This is a genomic window from Agaricicola taiwanensis, assembly GCF_014635245.1.
Lineage (GTDB): Bacteria > Pseudomonadota > Alphaproteobacteria > Rhizobiales > Methylopilaceae > Agaricicola > Agaricicola taiwanensis.
Genome location: NZ_BMCP01000003.1, coordinates 50,192 through 69,600 on the forward strand (window position 1 = coordinate 50,192; position 19,409 = coordinate 69,600).

At 61.4% G+C, this 19,409-nt stretch carries 16 protein-coding genes; 13 read left to right on the top strand and 3 right to left on the bottom strand.

The window, feature by feature from the left end; translation table 11 throughout:
• The first annotated feature begins 249 nt into the window (after nt 1-249).
• The 11 genes from IEV58_RS13665 to IEV58_RS13715 all read left to right on the top strand — a co-directional run bounded on the left by IEV58_RS13665 (nt 250) and on the right by IEV58_RS13715 (nt 11,752).
• Nucleotides 250-888, top strand: coding sequence for an RNA polymerase sigma factor (locus IEV58_RS13665; RefSeq protein ID WP_229729440.1), 639 nt, complete (start codon nt 250-252; stop codon nt 886-888).
• A gap of 66 nt (nt 889-954) precedes the next feature.
• Entirely contained in the window at nt 955-1,923 is a 969-nt protein-coding gene (locus IEV58_RS13670) for a FecR family protein (protein WP_188410359.1), read from the top strand.
• Between the two features lie 88 nt (nt 1,924-2,011).
• On the top strand, nt 2,012-4,306 hold the full coding sequence (locus IEV58_RS13675; protein WP_188410360.1) for a TonB-dependent receptor domain-containing protein: 2,295 nt from the start codon (nt 2,012-2,014) through the stop codon (nt 4,304-4,306).
• Nucleotides 4,307-4,459: 153 nt separating this feature from the next.
• Nucleotides 4,460-6,175 carry an ABC transporter ATP-binding protein gene (locus IEV58_RS13680; protein WP_229729474.1) on the top strand — a complete coding sequence of 572 codons (1,716 nt, stop codon included), beginning with the start codon at nt 4,460-4,462 and terminating at the stop codon, nt 6,173-6,175.
• A gap of 15 nt (nt 6,176-6,190) precedes the next feature.
• The gene (locus IEV58_RS13685; protein WP_188410362.1) at nt 6,191-6,490 is read left to right on the top strand and encodes a DUF2218 domain-containing protein; all 300 of its coding nucleotides are present in this window, start codon (nt 6,191-6,193) and stop codon (nt 6,488-6,490) included.
• 236 nt (nt 6,491-6,726) lie between these two features.
• Nucleotides 6,727-7,671: a siderophore ABC transporter substrate-binding protein gene (locus IEV58_RS13690; protein WP_188410363.1), complete on the top strand. Its 945-nt coding sequence runs from the start codon at nt 6,727-6,729 to the stop codon at nt 7,669-7,671.
• Nucleotides 7,672-7,793: 122 nt separating this feature from the next.
• Nucleotides 7,794-8,753, top strand: coding sequence for an ABC transporter permease (locus tag IEV58_RS13695; RefSeq protein WP_308791257.1), 960 nt, complete (start codon nt 7,794-7,796; stop codon nt 8,751-8,753).
• Entirely contained in the window at nt 8,746-9,711 is a 966-nt protein-coding gene (locus tag IEV58_RS13700; protein WP_229729441.1) for an iron chelate uptake ABC transporter family permease subunit, read from the top strand. The genes IEV58_RS13695 and IEV58_RS13700 overlap by 8 nt, the downstream gene beginning before the upstream one ends.
• Nucleotides 9,708-10,466 (top strand): iron ABC transporter ATP-binding protein, encoded by a 759-nt coding sequence (locus IEV58_RS13705; protein WP_188410364.1) that lies wholly within the window; start codon nt 9,708-9,710, stop codon nt 10,464-10,466. Before IEV58_RS13700 ends, IEV58_RS13705 begins: the two co-directional genes overlap by 4 nt.
• Nucleotides 10,467-10,481: 15 nt before the next feature.
• Nucleotides 10,482-10,835 carry an ArsC family reductase gene (locus IEV58_RS13710; protein ID WP_188410365.1) on the top strand — a complete coding sequence of 118 codons (354 nt, stop codon included), beginning with the start codon at nt 10,482-10,484 and terminating at the stop codon, nt 10,833-10,835.
• A gap of 170 nt (nt 10,836-11,005) precedes the next feature.
• Nucleotides 11,006-11,752, top strand: coding sequence for a metallophosphoesterase (locus IEV58_RS13715; RefSeq protein ID WP_188410366.1), 747 nt, complete (start codon nt 11,006-11,008; stop codon nt 11,750-11,752).
• A gap of 49 nt (nt 11,753-11,801) precedes the next feature.
• On the opposite strand, the gene IEV58_RS13720 is transcribed toward IEV58_RS13715, so the two are convergent.
• A complete protein-coding gene (locus IEV58_RS13720) occupies nt 11,802-13,262 on the bottom strand; it encodes an undecaprenyl-phosphate glucose phosphotransferase (RefSeq protein WP_188410367.1) in 1,461 nt (486 codons plus the stop codon).
• 444 nt (nt 13,263-13,706) lie between these two features.
• On the opposite strand from IEV58_RS13720, the gene IEV58_RS13725 reads away from it, so the two are divergent.
• Nucleotides 13,707-15,053 (top strand): UDP-glucose dehydrogenase family protein, encoded by a 1,347-nt coding sequence (locus tag IEV58_RS13725; RefSeq protein WP_188410368.1) that lies wholly within the window; start codon nt 13,707-13,709, stop codon nt 15,051-15,053.
• Between the two features lie 8 nt (nt 15,054-15,061).
• Nucleotides 15,062-16,075 carry an NAD-dependent epimerase gene (locus tag IEV58_RS13730; RefSeq protein WP_229729475.1) on the top strand — a complete coding sequence of 338 codons (1,014 nt, stop codon included), beginning with the start codon at nt 15,062-15,064 and terminating at the stop codon, nt 16,073-16,075.
• A gap of 109 nt (nt 16,076-16,184) precedes the next feature.
• On the opposite strand, the gene IEV58_RS13735 is transcribed toward IEV58_RS13730, so the two are convergent.
• Together IEV58_RS13735 and IEV58_RS13740 are read right to left on the bottom strand one after the other, a co-directional pair.
• Complete coding sequence (locus IEV58_RS13735; protein WP_188410370.1) at nt 16,185-17,558, bottom strand: HlyD family type I secretion periplasmic adaptor subunit; 1,374 nt, start codon at nt 17,556-17,558, stop codon at nt 16,185-16,187.
• A 2-nt stretch (nt 17,559-17,560) separates the two neighbouring features.
• Nucleotides 17,561-19,291 (bottom strand): type I secretion system permease/ATPase, encoded by a 1,731-nt coding sequence (locus IEV58_RS13740; RefSeq protein WP_268235586.1) that lies wholly within the window; start codon nt 19,289-19,291, stop codon nt 17,561-17,563.
• Nucleotides 19,292-19,409: the final 118 nt, after the last annotated feature.

Below are 19,409 nucleotides of genomic sequence, written 5' to 3' on the forward strand. Positions count from 1 at the left end.
GCTGTCTTTTGGGTCTCCCGTAAAATTTTTTACCGCATCATGAGAGAACCGGTCTTCTTCAATGAGACTGTTGAACTTCTTTGGTGTGGCGAAACATGATTTTAAATTCCAACTGTTTTTACCAAATCTGATTATTGCCCCTGACTGTGGTGGAGATGCCGCGCCTGTTGGGCGGTCGTTCCTCCCGCTGATGTAATTATAAGAATATTAGGCGCAAGGTAGTTTAGAATAGTAATAAAGAAAGGGTGTTTGAATTGTATTGACAGAGGTTACCAGATTGGTTTTGTAGAACCTTGGCAGCAGGCTTGTTTGAACAGTTCTAAGAAGCCATCTGCTGTATCGATCGCATGGCGTGCAGGAAGTCTGCAGCGGACTGGTAGACCTTACTCAATGTCGATGGCTGAGTTCTCACAGATCTATGCGACCGAGCATGGCCGATTGCGGCGTCTCGTGCGCCGTATCACGGGGAGTGCCGAGACAGCCGAAGACATCGTTCACGATGCTTTTTTGAAACTGAGCGATCGCACCATCGGCGCGGAAGATCGGGGCCTTCTTGTTCGGACCGCCCAGAACCTGGCGCGCGACCAGCTGCGGGCCGAGCGGGTGCGGACGGCTTACGCGGGTAACACCATGGCCGAACAGCTGACGCCTGGGTTTGCCCTGCCTGATGAGGAGGTCGCAGCACGGCAGGAATTGAATGACCTCCTCACCGCCATCAAGAACCTGCCGCCGCGCACGCGGAAGATCCTGTTGATGAGCCGGCGCGACGGCCTGTCCTATCCGCAGATCGCGCGAGAGCTCGATGTTTCAGTGTCGACCGTGGAGAAGGACATGATCTCCGCCCTTGAATTCTGTCGCACCTGGAAGCGCCGCCGCGATTTATTTTGAGGTGAACACGCTTTAGAATCGTTCTGCATAGAGAGCAGACGATGTTCGTGAAAGTGATGTTCCGCGATGGCACTGGCGCCGGATCCCAGGGATATATCCGACAAGGCTGCGCGCGAGGCGACTGAGTGGTTCGTCCGGCTCGGCAATCCCGCAATCACCGATGAAGATCGCCGGGCTTATGAGCGCTGGCTTGCGGCCGATCGCGCTCACGCCGATGCGATGGAGGAAGTCCGCGGACTTTGGGACCGTCTCGAGGAGCCGGCAGCCCTTCTTGCCGCTGAGCAGGAGATCCGGATTTCCGGCGCGGGTACTCAAGCCCGGTCCTTCTGGCGGCCCATCGCCATCGCCGCGACCATTGTCTTGGCGGCCGCCGCCGCCCTGGTGTGGCGCGATCAGGGCCTGATCGACCGGATGTTTGCCGATTACGCCACGGCGCCGGGGGAGCGCCGGGAACTTCTGCTGGCTGATGGGAGCCACATCTATCTCGATGGCGACACCGCCCTCGTGCAGTCCTTCACCGCCAGCTCCCGCGCTATCACCATGCTGCGCGGCCGGGCCTGGTTCGATGTCAGCCCTGATCCATCGCGGCCCTTTCTCGTTCACGCCGATCCGCTTGAAACCCGCGTCCTTGGCACCGCCTTTGGCGTGGATCGCGACAGCGGCAGCGTCACGGTGGAGCACGGCAGCGTCGCTGTGTCCGCCGGACAAGGCGAGGAGGCACGGTTGACCGGCAGCGAGCGCGTCAGTCTTGTTGGCGGCCGCCTGAGTGCGCCGGAAAAAATTGAGCTCGATGTCGCACTTGGCTGGCGTCGCGGGCTGATCATCCTCGATTCAGCACCGCTCGGCGTGGTGATCGACGAGTTGAGCCATATGGCCCCGGGACGCATCATCGTGTCCGACGCCGAGCTCAGGAAGCTCACCCTGTCTGGTGTCTTCCAGGCCGATGATCCTGACGCCGTGATCGAGGCCATGCGGACGGCGCTCGGGCTCAAGACCCTTTCCGTCCCCGGCTTTGCCACCCTCGTCTATCGCTGATTTTTTTGAGGGGTTTGTCGCTTCTGCCCGTTCACGCACTGGGGAGCCGCTATCGCGGCCATTTTTATGTGTGTGACGGGGACTGAATATGAAGAGGTTGACCAGGGCTGCTCTCATCGGCGGCAGCGTATCCATATCGGCCATGGCGGTCGTCGCCGGCTCCGTGCGGCTGGCGGAGGCGCAAACGTCGGGGCAGGCGGCCTACAGCTTCAACATTCCCTCAAAGCCCCTCCTTGCCGCGCTTGCCGATTTCACCGCGACGACCGGCATCCAGGTGGTGCGTCCCAGTTCGCAGCGCCTGTCGGGACAGTCGGTATCGGTCTCGGGCCAGCTTTCCGCCGGTGCGGCATTGTCCCGTCTGCTTTCCAGTTCCGGCCTTGCCTATGAATTCACCGGTTCACGCACAGTGACCATCCACAGCCCGGCAGGCGAAGCCTCAAGCTTCGCGCCCCCGGCTCCGGGCGATGCCGTCGAGCTTCCGCCCATCGAGGTGTCTGGTGCGGGCTCCCTGGCGCAGGGCGGGGTCAGCGAGATCAACATCACCAGCGCCGATCTGGAACGCAAGAACCCAACCAACATCAAGGACGTCTTCGCGGGCGAGCCCGGAGTTAAGGTGGGCAGTTCCATCCCCATGTCGCAGAAGGTCTATGTCCATGGCATCGAGGAGACCAATCTCGCGGTCTCCATCGATGGCAGTCGTCAGAACAACAAGGTGTTCCACCACAATGGGACGACGCTGATCGACCCGTCTTTCCTCAAGGCGGCGCGCGTGGATGCCGGTGTGGCACCGGCCGATGCCGGCCCCGGCGCGCTCGGCGGCTCCATTGCCTATGAGACCAAGGATGCCCGCGACATGCTCCTGGAGGGCAAGAACATCGGCGCCTTCGTCAAGAGCACATTCAACACCAACGGCGGCGTATCGATGAACAACGTCGCCGGCTATGGCGCCACCGAGAACGTCGACGCGCTCGCCTATTTCACGCTCGGCCGCGGCGGCAAATTCGAAGCAGGCAACGGCGACGAGGTGCTGGGCACGGCAACGAACCTCACGAGCGGGCTCGGCAAAATTGGCTTCCAGACCGACGCCGGCTACCGCATGGAGTTCAGCCACGAGATGGTGGTGGACGATGCTGCGCGCCCGTTCCGTGCCAACACGGGCTTCATCACCTTCGTGCCGCCGCGCACTTACGAGCCTGCGGTCCGCGACTACCGGCTTGACCGCACCAATACGACCTTCACCTTCTCGCACACAGCCCCCACGGGGCTCTGGGATCCGAAGGTTGTGCTGGCTTACAGCGGCACCGAGGTTGATCTCTTCGTCTTTCCGCGCCCAGCCATCGGCGCACCCTACAAGATCGACGGCAAGACCGACAGCTTCAACGGCAAGGCCGAAAACAGATTTCATACATCCTTCGGCTCCATCACGGCAGGCGCTGACTTCTACCGAGACGAGGCGAGCCTTGACGACCCGACCGAGGCGTCACGCGAGGAAGCCCAGAATGTCGGCATCTATGCCCAAGCACGGCTGGAGCCCTGGAGTCGCGCGCGCCTTTCTTTCGGCGGCCGTGCCGACCATCAGACTTTCACCGGTACGGGTGATCAGGAATTCAATAACTCTGGTCTCAGCGGCAATGTCTCGGGCGAATTGGATATCATCTCCAACCATCTGACCGCCAAGGCCGGCTATTCCCACGTCTGGGCCGGCATCCCCCTGGCTGAGAACTTTATCCTCAATCCTGCCTGGACCTATCTCGATGGTCCGGAGGAGGTGACATCCGACAACGCAACCGCCGGCCTCGTCGCCCGCTACAACGGCTTCACCCTTGAGGGCACGGTGTTCCGCACCGAGATCGACAACGCTCGCCAACCGGCATATGCCAACTTTGCGGTGGCAACAGGCGTTTACGGCGCCATCCGCAACCGCGATATCGAGTCCAAGGGTTTCGAGATCGGGCTCGGCTACGAGTGGGCTTCGGGTTTCATCCGGTTTGAATATGCCAATATCGACGTTGAGATCGATGGTAAGCCCGCTGACAGCGACACCGGCAACTATCTTGCCTCACCCGCGGGTGACATCTTCACGTTGAGCGCGGCCCATACCTTCAGCAGCATCGGTCTGACCATCGGCGGCGATATGGAAATCGCGCCCGAGTACGACAAGGTTGCGGAAGGCTCGCCTCCTTACAAGGCCTATGAGGTCTTCAACGCCTTCGCTGAGTACAAACCCATCAGCCGGCCCAACCTGGCCTTCCGGGCGGAGGTGCAGAACATCTTCGACGAGACCTATGCGGACCGCGCCACCTATGGTCAGGAGTTCGGCACCGTGACACCGCTTTATGAGCCCGGCCGGTCCTTCATCCTCAGTGCCTCGGCGAAGTTCTGATCGAGCCGGCCCCGCTTTCCCGGAAGCGGGGCCGCACCGTTCTTGCGCTGCACACTTCTCCTGTTCCGATTTCCGGCTGGAGGAGGTATGAAGGCGCCGTGCACTCAATAGTGGCAGGCGCGGTCTTGTCCGCCCCTCGTGGTGACCATGGAAATCCTCAAGCGCTTCTTCGCCTATTATACGCCCTGGAAGGGTCTGTTCGCTCTCGACTTCGGCTGCGCCGTCCTGTCGGGACTGCTGGAACTCGGCTTTCCCATGGCGGTGAAGCTCTTCGTCGACGAGCTTCTGCCGCAGCAGGACTGGACGCTGATCCTCCTCGCCTCGCTCGGTCTTCTCGCCATCTATCTTCTGAACACCGGTTTCACCGTGGTTGTGATCTACTGGGGTCACAAGCTCGGCATCAACATCGAAACCGAGATGCGCCGCCGCGCCTTCGACCATCTGCAGAAACTGTCCTTCAGTTTCTTCGACAATCAAAAGACGGGCCATCTGGTGGCGCGCATCACCAAGGATCTGGAGGAGGTGGGTGAGGTCGCCCATCACGGACCGGAAGATCTCTTCATCGCCATCATGACCTTCATCGGCGCCTTCCTGCTGATGCTCACGGTCAATGTGGAACTGGCGCTCCTGACCGGCCTGATCGTGCCGGTGACCGCCTGGCTCACCAGCCGCTACGGCACACGGATGACCAATAACTGGAGGACGCTGTTCGGCAGGGTCGGCGCCTTCAACGCGCGCATCGAGGAGAATGTCGGCGGCATCCGCGTGGTGCAGGCCTTCGCCAACGAAGAGCACGAGCGCGCGCTGTTCGCGGCCGACAATGCCCGCTATCGGGAGACGAAGCTGACGGCCTACCGGATCATGGCTGCCTCGACGTCCATGAGCTATTTCGGCATGCGCTTCACCCAGGTGATCGTCATGCTGGCAGGCACCTTCTATGTGATCCGGGGCGATCTCTCCTACGGCGGCTTTGTCTCGTTCCTTCTCCTGGTCACCGTGTTCTTCCGCCCGATCGAGAAGATCAACGCGGTGCTCGAGGTCTATCCCAAAGGTATCGCCGGCTTCCGGCGCTATCTGGACCTGTTGGAGACGCAGCCAGACATTGCCGACCTGCCGCATGCCAAAGCGGTTCCGCAGCTCGAAGGTAATATCCGCTTTGAAGGCGTCACCTTCGGCTATGGCAATGGCCGGGAGGTGCTGCGCGACATCGATCTTGAGATCGCTGCCGGCGAGACCGTCGCTTTCGTCGGGCCATCGGGTGCCGGCAAGACCACGATCTGCTCGCTGCTGCCGCGCTTCTATGAGCCTTCCGCAGGCCGCATCACCATTGATGGCATGGACATACGCGATATGACGCTGGCCTCGCTCCGCAGCCAGATCGGCATCGTGCAGCAGGACGTCTTCCTCTTCGCGGGCACCATCCGCGAGAACATCGCCTATGGTCGGCTTGGTGCCGGTGAAGACGAGATCCTGGAAGCTGCACGCCGGGCGCAACTGGATCAGGTGATCGGACTGCTGCCCGATGGGATCGACACCGTCATCGGCGAGCGCGGCGTGAAACTGTCGGGCGGGCAGAAGCAGCGGCTCGCCATCGCCCGCATGTTCCTCAAGAACCCGCCGATCCTGATCCTTGATGAGGCGACCTCGGCGCTGGATACCGAGACCGAGAAGGCGATCCAGAAAGCCCTGACGGAACTCTCGCTGGGGCGCACAACGCTCGTCATCGCCCATCGCCTCGCCACCATTCGCAATGCCGACCGCATCGTGGTGGTGAGCGACGCCGGCGTGGTGGAGCAGGGACATCACAGCGATCTGGTGGCGCGCGATGGCACCTACCGCCGTCTGCACGACGCGCAGTTCGCGTCATAGCCCAAGGAGGATCTCATGAGCTCGACCACGGCTGCCGTGCCGACCGAACATGCGGAGCGCTATCTGCAGCAGCTTTGCAAGCACTGGGCCCATAAGCTGCAGGTTGAGGTGAACGATAACCGCGCTCGGATCGTGATGCCGTCGGGCGCCATCACCTCGCTCGATGCCGGCACCGATGCCCTCGATGTGCGGATCGACGCAGCCGATGCCGAGATGCTCGCGATCACCAAGGATGTGGTCGTGCGGCATCTTGATCGCTTCGCCTTTCGCGAGGCGCCGCTGGCCTTTCACTGGACCGACGATACGCTTGCCTGAGCGCTGCTACCGACGGCAAGCTTCACGCCTGCGTTATTGTGTTGATTTTTCGGCGCGCATTTGTCAGATGCAGTAATTCTGGAATTTGCCAGTTTAGAACCATTCCTGACTGATCTTTTTCCAGGATTGCCAACAGCCGATAGCCTTCATGATGAGAAAGTCATCTGCGATGACTTGCTTTACTGGGGCTGCTCCATGGCCAGTTTCTGGCCGGCAATCAACAAAGGCGTCCAACAATGCAAACCGGACTTGTCAGAAGCAGACTTCACGCGCTCGCTGCTGCTGCGATCATTGCTTCCGCGGCTCTGTTTACTCCTGCTCAGGCGGCCGAGATTGCCGTCAAGCACGCGCAGGGCGAGACCACGCTTCCCGACAGGCCGGTGAAGGTCGTCACCTTCGATTACGCGACGCTTGAAACGCTTGACGCCATCGGCGTGGAGGTTGCGGGCGTGCCCGGCTCGAACACGCCGGGGAGCCTCGCCAAATATGCCGACGCGAAATATGCCAAGGTCGGCACGATCTTTGAGCCGGACTATGAAGCCGTCAACGCGGCGGAGCCCGATCTCATCATCGTTGCCGGGCGTTCCGCCAACAAATATCCCCAGCTTGCCAAGATCGCCCCCACCATCGATCTGTCGGTTGATCCGATGAACTTCGTGGCCAGCGCGCGGACCAATGCCGAGACGCTCGGCCGGATCTTTGGCAAGGAAGCAGAGGTGGCCAAGGTCCTGAGCGACATGGATGCGGCCATATCCGCCGTGAAGGCTGGCGCTCCCTCTCTCGGCAAGGGGCTAATCCTCATGACCAACGGCGGCAAGGTCATCGCTTTCGGTCCCGGTTCACGCTTCGGCTGGTTGCACGACGATCTCGGCATCGCGCCGGTGACGCAGGAGATCAAGACCAAGGGCACCCATGGACAGGCGGTGTCCTTCGAGTTCATCCAGCAGCAGAACCCTGACGTGATCCTGGTGCTCGACCGCGATCGTGCCATTAGCCGGCCGGAGGGCGGAAACGCCTCCAAGACGCTGGACAATGAACTTGTTGCCACGACCTCGGCCGCCAAGAAGGAACAGATCGCCTATCTCGATCCTGTTCGCCTCTACATCGTCGGCGGCAGCCCCGTTTCGATCACGGCGATCGCCAACCAGATCAACACGCTGATCAAGGAAAAGAAGTCCTGATCCCCTGATCAGGCATCTGACAGAAGACCTCATCCTGGCGCCGTTCCGGGATGAGGCCCCGCCCGTTCCGCTCGCATGATGATACATCCGGGCTCGTCGTCCTGCCCCGCGATAGCCTTATGATCCGCCTCTCGCTCTCTCTCGTCGCTGTAGCTGCCTTGGCTCTGATCAGCTTGTTTGTCGGCGTCGGTGACGTCTCGCTCGGTGGGCTTTTTGGCGCGGATGCTCGTGCGGGGGACCTGCAGCTTCTGCTGGCGAGCCGCATCCCACGCACGGTGGCTCTCATCCTGGCCGGGATGAGCATGGCCGCCGCTGGCATGATCATGCAGATGCTGGCGCGCAATCGCTTCGTGGAGCCCTCAACGGCCGGCACCACGGAATCCGCCACACTGGGCATCCTGGCGGTGACATTGTTCGCGCCAGATATGCCGGTTCTCGGCCGCATGATCATCGCCAGCCTCTTTGCCATGGCCGGTACAGCGCTCTTCCTGCGGATCCTGACGCAGATTCCGCTGCGGTCGGTTCTCATGGTGCCGCTGGTAGGCTTGATGCTGGGCGGCGTCATCGACGCCTTCACCACTTTCTTCGCTTACCGCTTCGACCTGATCCAGTCGCTCAACGCCTGGACCATGGGCGACTTCTCCGCCGTGTTGCGCGGCCGCTATGAGCTCATCTGGCTCTCCGGCGCCCTGGTGATGATCGCCTTTTTCACGGCTGACCGCTTTACAGTCGCGGGCCTCGGCGAGGACTTCACTACCAATCTCGGGCTCAACTACCGCGGGGTGCTCACCTTCGGCCTCGCTATCGTCGCCATGGTGACGGCTGTGGTGGTGACGACGGTGGGCACCATCCCCTTCCTGGGGCTGATCGTGCCCAACATCGCCAGCATGATCGCCGGCGACAACATGCGAAAGTCACTGCCCTTCGTTGCCACCTTCGGCGCCGGCTTCCTGCTGGCCTGCGATCTCATCGGGCGCACGGTGAACTTCCCTTACGAGATCCCCATCGGAACCGTGGTCGGTGTCATCGGCAGCGCGGCCTTTCTCTGGCTCCTCCTGCGTAGGCGGACCCATCTTGCCTGACATAAAGCGGCCTACCCCCGTCCGGCTCCTCATTGGCCTTACCGCCCTCGCCGTGCTCTGCGTCGTGCTGTTCATGACGCTGAACGCGCGGGGGCGATGGGACTTCGTGCTGCCATTCCGGGGCGCGAAGGTCGCGGCCATGATCGCGGTGGCCTATGCCATCGCCGTGTCGACGGTCTTGTTCCAGACCGTGACCTGCAACCGAATCCTGACGCCCTCGATCATGGGTTTCGACAGTCTCTTTCTTCTGCTGCAGACCTGCCTGGTCTTCTTCACTGGCGCCACCATCTCGTCCGATCTGTCGCCGCAGCTGCAGTTCGGGGTCAACGTCGGCCTCATGGTCGTCTTCTCCGGCCTCCTGTTCAGCTGGCTTTTCACGGGCGCCAATCGCAGCATCCACCTTCTGGTGCTGGCGGGCATCGTTTTCGGCATGATGTTCCGCAGCCTGTCATCGTTCATGGGGCGTCTGCTCGATCCAGACGCCTTCACCATCGTCACGGATGCCATGTTCGCGAGCTTCAACAGCATCGACACGACCTTGCTGGCGGCCTCGCTTGTCATCATCGGAGGATCCGCCGTTGTTGTCTGGCGGCTCACGCACCTCTGCGACGTGCTGGCGCTGGGGCGTGAAACGGCCATCAGCCTCGGCGTCAACCATCGGCGTGCGGTGATGATGATCCTGTCGCTGGTGGCCATCTTAGTCTCGGTATCGACCGCGCTGGTGGGGCCGGTGACCTTCTTCGGCCTCATGGTCGCCAATCTCGCCTATCTCCTCGTCGGCCGGCACGAGCATCGCTTCCTTGTGCCGGTGGCGGTGCTGCTGGCCGTCATCAGCCTCGTCGGCGGCCAGTTGATCCTGGAGCGCGTCTTCGCCTTCGATAGCGCGCTCAGCATCATCATCGAATTTATCGGAGGTCTCGTGTTCATCATCCTTCTGGTTCGGGGCAGCACCCGATGATCGAGACGCTCAAGGTTACCAAGCGCTATGGATCCTCCGTCGTCGTCGACGATGTCTCCATCACGCTACCGGCCTCCGGAATCACCGCCATCATCGGCCCCAACGGCGCCGGCAAGTCGACGCTCCTGTCGATGATCGCGCGTCTTCTGCCCATGTCGGAGGGACGGGTTCTGGTTGATGGGCTCGATGTGAGTTTGACGCCGAGTGACCGGCTTGCCCAACGGCTGTCGATCCTTCGGCAGGACAACCACATCGCCGCGCGCCTGACCGTCAGCGATCTCGTCGCCTTCGGCCGCTATCCCTATTCAAAGGGGCGTCCAACGGTGAGGGATCGCGATCATATCCAGCGTGCGATCTCCTATCTGGCGCTGGATGATCTCGCCGACCGTTTTCTCGACGAACTCTCCGGCGGGCAGCGGCAGCGCGCCTTTGTGGCCATGGTGCTGTGTCAGGACACCGACTATGTCCTGCTCGATGAGCCGCTCAACCATCTGGACATCAAGCATGCGGTGGCCATGATGGGCATGCTGCGCAAGGCCGTGGACGAGCTGAGGAAGACCATGGTGCTGGTGCTCCACGACATCAATTTTGCGTCCTGCTATGCAGACCATATCGTGGCCATGAAGGATGGGCGTGTGGTGCATCAGGGAGGGCCCGATGAGATCATGGCACCGGAGGTGCTTCGGGGCGTCTACGACGTCGATATCGAAGTGGAGACCATCAATGGCCGCCGGATCGGCCTCTACTATCGATGACTTCAGGAGGTGAACATGGCCGCTGGCGTGGCGATCTATGGCATCAAGAACTGCGACACCATGAAGAAGGCTTTCACCTGGCTGGATGATCACAGCGTGGACTATGTGTTCCACGACTACAAGAGCAAGGGCATCGAGCGCACCGAACTGGAATCATGGATCAAGCGCGCGGGCTGGGAAACCGTGCTCAATCGCGCCGGCATGACCTTTCGCAAACTGCCCGATGAACAGAAGCAGGGCCTGACCGAAGACAAGGCCATCGCGCTGATGTTGGCCCAACCCTCCATGATCAAACGCCCGGTGTTGGAGGCAAATGGCCAGCTGTTGATCGGTTTCAAGCCGGCGGACTACGAAGTGGTTTTCGGCTGATTATGCGGCCACGATTTGTTGAGCAGCATCACGGCGAGGCGAGATCATCATCTCGCTGGCGTTTGAAAAATTTGTGCTAGGTTCCGTCGACGCAACGCCGTATGCGGCCGAGGTTGACGCGTGCGGATCATTCCATCTCGCTGGCCCGCCGCCGCCTAAGATGGACTGAGATGCTCAACGAGTCTTTTGCTCTCAATGCCGTGCCCCTGTCGCCGGGGCGCCGGGTCTACGCCATCGGTGACGTTCACGGGCGGCGCGATCTTCTCGCCAAGTGCCTCGATGAAATCCGCCGCGACCTGGCGGGCCATCCGTGCCAGACGCCGCACCGGGTCTTTCTCGGCGACTATATCGACCGCGGGCCTGATTCCGCCGGCGTTCTCCAGACGCTCATCGATCTCGACGATGGCATCCCGACAACCTTCCTTGCCGGAAATCACGAAGTCTACCTGACACAATTCCTTCAGGACGCGTCGGCGTTGAAGATGTGGAGCCGCGTCGGTGGGGCCACGGCGCTGGCCTCATACGGTGTCGATTTTCCGTTCCGGCTGGGGCCTGCGGAAATGGCTGAGGTACTTCGCCTTTTCACGGAGCGCCTGCCGGGTAGTCATCGGCTGTTCCTGGAGAGGCTTGACCTGAAGCTGGAGATCGAGGGCTTCACTTTCGTTCATGCCGGCATCCGCCCCAACGTGCCGATGCACCGCCAGACGGCGGAGGATATTCTGACGATTCGCGAGCCGTTCCTGACGGAGTTGAACAGCTTCGGCACTTTCGTGGTCCATGGCCATACGCCGGTGGAGAAGCCGGAGATCTGGCCCAACCGCATGAACATCGATACCCGCGCGGTCGAAAGCGGCCTGCTGACCTGTGCCGTGATCGAGGGCAGCGAGGTGCGATTCCTTTGGGGCCTGGCCTCATGAAAAAAGGCGGCCTGTAAGCCGCCTTTTTTAAGTTCGGGGGATATTCCGCCTAGTAGGCGCCCTGCTTGAGGCTGCGCAGGGCAGTCAGGAAGATGATCTTGATGTCGAACATCAGGGTCCAATTGTTGATATAGGCCAGATCATATTCCACCCGACGTTCCATCAGGTCGACCGTCGGGGTCTCGCCGCGGAAGCCGCTCACCTGCGCCCAGCCGGTGATGCCGGGCTTCATGTGGTGACGGAAGGCGTAATCATGGATGATTTCGTCATACATGGTGTCATGGGCGAGCGCATGAGGGCGCGGCCCGACCAGTGACATGTCGCCGTTGAGCACGTTGAGAAGCTGCGGCAGCTCATCGATGCTCGATGCGCGAAGGAACTTGCCGATGCGGGTCACGCGATTGTCGCCCTTCACCGCCTGCTTCACCACCGTCCCATCGTCCATGGTGGTCATGGAACGAAACTTGTAGATGCGGAAGACGCGGCCGCTGAAGCCGACGCGGCTCTGGCGGAAGAAGACGGGGCCGGGCGAATCCAGCTTGATGGCGATCGCCACCATCAGGAAGAGCGGCAGCAGCGCGATCAGGCCCGCCGAGGCCAAGGCGAGGTCGAGCACGCGCTTCATCGTGCGTTCAAGACGATTCAGCGGAGCACGATGGATCTCGACGGCGACGGTGCCGCCGATCTTGGCCATGGGCCGGCTGAGGAGATCACCATAGCGGTGATCGGCGACGAGACGAACCGGAAGCGGAATGACCCTGAGGGCGTCGAGCAGCGGGCTGATCTTTCCGAGCTGATCCCAATCCGCGAGGATCATGACTTCCTCGATGTCGGAGTTGCGGACATGAGCGCGGATCTTTTCCAGCTCGCCGCGCCGCTCGTCGAACCTCGCGTCGTCCGACAGCTTCGGCAGTTCGAAGATGCCATCGAAATTGTAGCCGCGGCGCTGAAGGCTGCTCATGGTGTGGGAATTGCCGATGCTCGACATATCCGCGATCAGCACGGCACGCGGGCCTTTGGGTGCATGCTGGCGCAGGCTGCGCGAGAACATCAGGCGGACGCTGTGATGTACGGTCAGGATCACGCCACCGCCGAAGGCGAAGAAAGTCAGGACGTGGCCACGCGACAGCGTGTGGCCGAGCTTCATCAGGAAGACCAGGATGGTCAGCAGTGCGAAGGAGGCGCCCCAGAGCGCCAGAATATGCAGCACCACATTGCGGCGAGCGCGAATGTTCTGGATGTCGTAGCCCTTGCTGGCATGAAAGGAGGTGACGAAAGCAAGAGCGATGATCAGGCCGGCGCCGAGAAAGACGCTGGTGTTGCCATATCCGCCGATGAACATGTGGTGGTAGGCAGTGCCGGAGACGACCGACGCTGCGATGATCGCGATAAAGTCAGCGGCCGCTGAAATAGCGCCAACAGCCGCAGGAGACAGTGGAAGAGCGGTTCCTTTTTTAGACGCGGAACCGCTCGTCGTCGGGCCGAAAGTGGCCTCGCTGATGTATTCCATGTCGGGCCTCACCCCTTAATGCGACTTCAATGCGACGTGTTGCAAAAGCGAGAAATATCGCCCCAAAGAATGATGCGGCGCAATATTTTGTCAACTATCGATAAGGCTGCAGCAATGCGTCCGAAGAATGGCAGCCATGCATGTTTTGCGGTGAATCAAATTTCTTCTTAATGGGTAACGCTCCAGATACTTCCACAATAGTGTCACAATTTTTTTTCACTGAAGCCTGTCCCGCTGGTGAGGCTGGCATAATTGCTTACGCTTCTGCCATTGTCTAGTAGGAATTAAAGCGGATTTGGACCTTATATTTGCCAAACATGGCATTTTATAGTTCGCTTCCATAGAATCTATCCTGGTGCGTCGGGATCGGCGATAAAAATATTATTGCAGTGCAAAATTCCGATGCTATCAGTTGAATGGTCACAAAAAGAGATGAGGTAGCCCGTGCGGATCGCGATGATCGGAAGTGGATATGTTGGCCTGGTGTCGGGAGCATGCCTCGCCGATTTCGGCCATCAAGTCACCTGCATCGATAAGGATGCCCAGAAGATCTCGGCGCTCCGAGCCGGCGAGATCCCCATCTTCGAGCCGGGGCTTGATCAGCTCGTGGTCTCCAACGTGCAGGCCGACCGCCTGTCGTTTTCCACCGAACTGGCAGAGCCGGTCGCCGCTGCCGATGTCGTCTTCATCGCTGTCGGCACGCCATCCCGCCGTGGCGACGGCCATGCCGACCTCTCTTATGTCCATGCTGCCGCACGGGAAATCGCGCAGTCGATCAAGGGCTTTACCGTCATCGTCACCAAGTCCACCGTTCCGGTCGGCACCGGCGACGAAGTGGAGCGCATCATCCGCGAGGAAAATCCCGAAGCGGACTTCGCTGTTGTGTCCAATCCGGAATTCCTGCGGGAAGGCGCGGCCATCGAAGACTTCAAGCACCCCGACCGCATCGTCATCGGTATCGAGGACGAGCGCGCCCGCGAGGTCATGACCGAGGTCTATCGGCCGCTCTACCTCAACCAGGCGCCGCTCCTGTTCACATCGCGCCGCACGTCGGAACTCATCAAATATGCGGCCAATGCCTTCCTCGCGATGAAGATCACCTTCATCAACGAGATGGCCGATCTCTGCGAGAACGTGAATGCCAATGTTCAAGACGTCGCCCGTGGCATCGGCCTGGACAAGCGCATCGGCCCCAAGTTCCTGAACGCGGGCCCCGGCTACGGCGGCTCGTGCTTCCCCAAGGATACGCTGGCGCTGGTCAAGACGGCGCAGGATTACGGCGCGCCCACGCGACTGATCGAAACGACGGTCGCCATCAACGATCAGCGCAAGCGCGCCATGGCCCGCAAGGCCGTCCTGGCCGCCGGCGGCGACATCCGCGGCAAGACCATCGGCGTGCTGGGCCTGACCTTCAAGCCCAACACCGACGATATGCGCGATGCACCTTCCATCGCGATCATCCAGGGCCTGCAGGACGCGGGTGCGACCGTGCGGGCCTTCGATCCTGAAGGCATGAAGCACGCTCGCGGCCTCATCAACGATGTGGTCTACACCAGCGATCCCTATGACTGCGCCGAAGGCGTCGATGCGCTGGTGATCGTCACCGAATGGAATGCCTTCCGTGCTCTCGATTTCACCCGCCTGAAGTCGATCATGAAGGCCCCGATCCTGATCGATCTCAGAAATATCTATCGACAGGAAGAAATTGCGCGTTATGGGTTCTCCTACACGGCGGTGGGGCGACCTGGTGAGGAAGTCCGGCTGTCAGAGATCCTCGACGCTGCACAGTAGGACCTGACATTTTGCGCTTTTTGATTACCGGTACCGCAGGCTTCATCGGCTTTCATCTGGCGCAACGCCTGCTTCGGGATGGTCATACCGTCATCGGCTTTGACGGTATGACTCCCTATTACGACGTCCAGCTGAAGCATGATCGCCATGCGATCCTGTCGAACTTCCCCAGGTTCAAGGCCCATGAGGCCATGCTGGAGGATATGCCGGCGCTGGAACGCGCGGCCGATGAAGCCCGGCCCGATGCCATCATCCATTTGGCGGCCCAGGCCGGCGTCCGTTACAGCATCGAAAATCCGCGCGCCTATGTGGATTCCAACCTCGTCGGCTCCTTCAACGTGCTCGAGATCGCGCGCATGCTGAAGCCGAAGCATCTTCTCCTGGCATCGACGAGTTCGGCCTATGGCGCGAACGAGAAGATGCCGTTCGAGGAGAACGACAAGGCCGACCATCCCATCACGCTTTATGCGGCGACGAAGAAGGCCATGGAGACCATGGCCCATTCCTACGCGCATCTGTGGCAGCTGCCGACCACCTGCTTCCGCTTCTTCACGGTCTATGGCCCCTGGGGCCGCCCGGACATGGCGCTCTTCAAATTCGTCGACGCCATCAAGAACAACCGGCCGATCGACATCTATGGCAACGGCAACATGCGCCGCGATTTCACCTATGTGGATGATCTCGTGGAAGCCATCGTGCGGCTGGTGGACTGCACTCCGCAGCCGGCACAGCCGGTGTCGGACCAGGATACGGTCTCGCCGGTGGCTCCCTGGCGGCTCGTCAATATCGCCGGCGGAACGCCTATCGGTCTGATGCCCTTCATCGAGACCATCGAACGTGCCATGGGGCGCGAGGCCATCCGCAACATGCTGCCGATGCAGAAGGGCGATGTGCCCGCCACTTTCGCCGATCACCGCCTGCTGGAGGCCCTGACCGGCTATCGCCCGACCACCTCGGTGGAGGAGGGCGTGACAGCCTTCGTCAAATGGTACCTTGAGTACAAGACGCCGCTGCCGGCCTGACTGAAGCTGAGTTCTCTTCGCCGTCGCCCCAAGGCCGTTGCAGGGCCGGAACGGCTATCGCTCGCAGCATCCGTGCCTTAACCCCCATGAACGGCGTTAGCCGCAGCAGCTATTCCGTGCGAATGCCATGCCTGATGGCGTCGGTCAGCGGCCGTGTGAGCTGCTCCAGGACCGTGCGTTCTCCGGTGGCGATCATCACATCCGCCGGCATGCCGGGATGCAGTTTCTCGGCTGCCTCCTGCGGCATGGTGGCCTTATCCAGCCAGACCTCCGCGAGGAAATAGGTTTCCGCCGTCCTGTTGTCGACCAGCGTATCGGCGGAGACATTCTCCACGGTCCCGAGGATCAGCGGCATCGCGCGCGCGGGCAGGGCGGGAAAGCGGATCTCCGCCTCAAGCCCCGGCTGGACCGAATCGATGTCGGTCGGCAGCACGCGCGCGCTGATGACCAGCGTGTCGTTGGAAGGCACCAGCTCCATGATGGTGTCGCCCGGCTTCACGACGGCACCCGGTGCATGAACCTGCAGGTTCTGGACCACACCGTCCTGAGGCGCGCGCACTTCCAGCCGGCTATAAACATCCTGAGCGACATTGAGCCGCTCGCGCAGATCGGAAATCTTCGCCTTGACCTCCGTCAGCTGACTGGAGGCCTCGGTCTGATACTGCCGGCGCAGCTGTGACATCTTCAGATTGGCTTCGGTGACATTGGCCTGCGCATTGGCCCATTCGGCCATGGCTTCTCCGATCTCGCCACGGGTGCGGTCAAGCTCGCGGCTCAGACGCTTCAATTCGTTGGCCGGAAAGTAGCCGCGTTCGACCAGCTTGGCCTTGGAGGCGACCTCCTCCTCATAGCTCTTGGCCTGGCTTTCGAAGGCCTCCTGCTGGCGGCGCCAGCCTCGGGCGCGCTCCTCATGCTGCTGGATCTGGGCGCCCAGGATGTCGAGCTCGTTGCGAAGGACGCGGCGCCGTTCCTCCCAGAGCCGGCGCTGGTCGGCCAGGATGCCGGCCATGCGCGGATCCTCGGCATGTTCGGTGAGCTCGGCCGGGAACTTGAAGTCTTCCGCCTCCTGCTGCTCCGCTTCCAGCCGCGCCTGCATGGCCAGGTTCTGCCAGAGCTGATTGGTGTTGAGCGCGACGGCGGCTTCCGACTGGACCGGGCTGAGCCGGAGCAGTACCTGCCCCTTGACCACCTCTTCGGCGTTGCCGACCAACACCTCACGCACCACGCCACCTTCCAGATGCTGGATGGCCTTGCGGCTGGACTCGACGCTGACCAGCCCTGTCGCAACGACCGCGCTCTGCACCTTGGCAAGGGCTGACCAGGCAACCGTGCCGCCGAGACCGATGATGATCAAGGCATAGCCCAGGCGCATGAAGCTGCGGAAGTTCTGGGGCGGCAGCGGTGCCGCGACCGGAGGCCGATGGCCAACGGGGCCCGGCAGGTTTTGCGAGGGTCGTTCCACGAGGTGTTTGGCGTTCGACATGTTCAACTGGCCTGTGGCAGTACGTTTGGAGTGGCCGGCGCCGCCGGCGCCTTGCCGAGCTGCGCCAGAATATCGTTGCGGGGGCCGTAGGACTGCAGGCGGCCGTTCATCATGACCACGATACGGTCCACGCATTGCAGCAGCGGCAGGCGGTGGGTGGAGACCACCACCGCCGCGCCGTTGGCGCGCGCCGCCTGCAGGGCATTCATCAGGTTGACGTCGCCGTTGTGGTCCAGATTGGAGTTGGGTTCATCCAGAACGATCAGGCGCGGGTTGCGATAGAGCGCGCGGGCGAGCGCCACCGCCTGGCGCTGGCCGCCGGAAAGACCGGTGCCGCCCATTCCCACATTGGCATCGTAACCGCCGGGCAGTCCCGCGATCATGCCGTGGATGCCGGCTGCCTTGGCCGCCTGAACGACCGCCTCTTCATCGATCGGGCCCAGCCGGGCGATGTTCTCGGCGACCGTGCCGCCAAACAGCTCCACATCCTGCGGCAGATAGCCGATGAAGGTTCCGAGGCGTTCCGGATCCCATTGGTCAAGGGCGGCGCCATCGATGGACACCGTGCCCTGGCAGGTTTCCCATATGCCGACGATGCCGCGCAGCAATGTGGTCTTTCCGGACGCGACCGGGCCTATGATCGCGACGATCTCACCCGGCCGTACATCGAACGAGACATTCTCGACGGTGGGTTTTTCAGCGCCGGGAGGCTTGATGCTGACGTCGCGCAGCCGCAGGTGGCCCTCTGGATCCGGCAGGCGCATGGCCGGCGGCGCGGCCGGCGTTGCCGCGAACAGCTCCTTGAGCCGGCCGTAGGCATCGCGTGCGCTGACGAACAGACGCCATTGTCCGACAGCGGCCTCGATGGGTTGAAGCGCGCGGCCCATGAGGATCGATGCCGCGATCATGGTGCCCGGGGAAATCTCTCGCTCGATGGCAAGCATGGCGCCGACGCCGAGGATCGCCAACTGAAGCGTCGCGCGGACACCCTTGGAGATGGCGAGGATGGTGCCGCCATGATCGCTGGCGACAGACTGCCATCCCAGAGCATCATTGTGCATGCCGCGCCAGCGGTTCTTGACCGCGCCGCGCATGCCGAGGGCATGCACCACTTCCTTGTTGCGCAGCGCGAAGTTGGCAAAGGTCTGCGCCTCATGGGTGATGGAATAGGCGCGCTTCAGCCTGCGCGTCACCAGCGTCTCGTTCAGCACCGCAAGACCGACGATGATGATGGCGCCGACCAGCGCCACGAACCCGATAATCGGGTGAAACAGGAAGCACAGCAGGATGAACAGCGGCGACCAGGGGGCATCGAACAGCGTGATCAGAGCCGATCCCGTGACGAACTCCCTCAGTGCATCGAGATCACGCAGATTCTGCCAGCTGCCGCCCTTGGCATTCTGAAGTTCGGCGGCCACCACCTTGTCGAAAACGGCATGGCTCAGCTGCTGATCGAAGGAAACGCCGACCCGCACCAGAATGCGGGAGCGGGCAAAATCGATCAGTCCGCTCAAGCAGACGACAGCCACGGCGGCGACGCTGACAACGAAGAGGGTCGACAGGCTCCGAGTGGACAAAACCCGGTCATAGACCTGCAGCATGTAGACCGGCCCGACGAACAGCAATATGTTGATGACCATGCTGAACAGCAGCGTGGCGATCATCGCCTTCCGGTACTGCGATATCGCGTTCCTGAGGGGGGCCAGGCGGTGCCTGTACTCGTGTTTGTCCAACGTGCCGTGCCGTTCTTCGAGATCGTTCGGGATGTCGTGATAGCTGAAGCTGCCCCTTGTGCCGTCTAGGCTATAGGTGGCGCTGTCTGACGATCATGTCTTATTATTATCAATCATC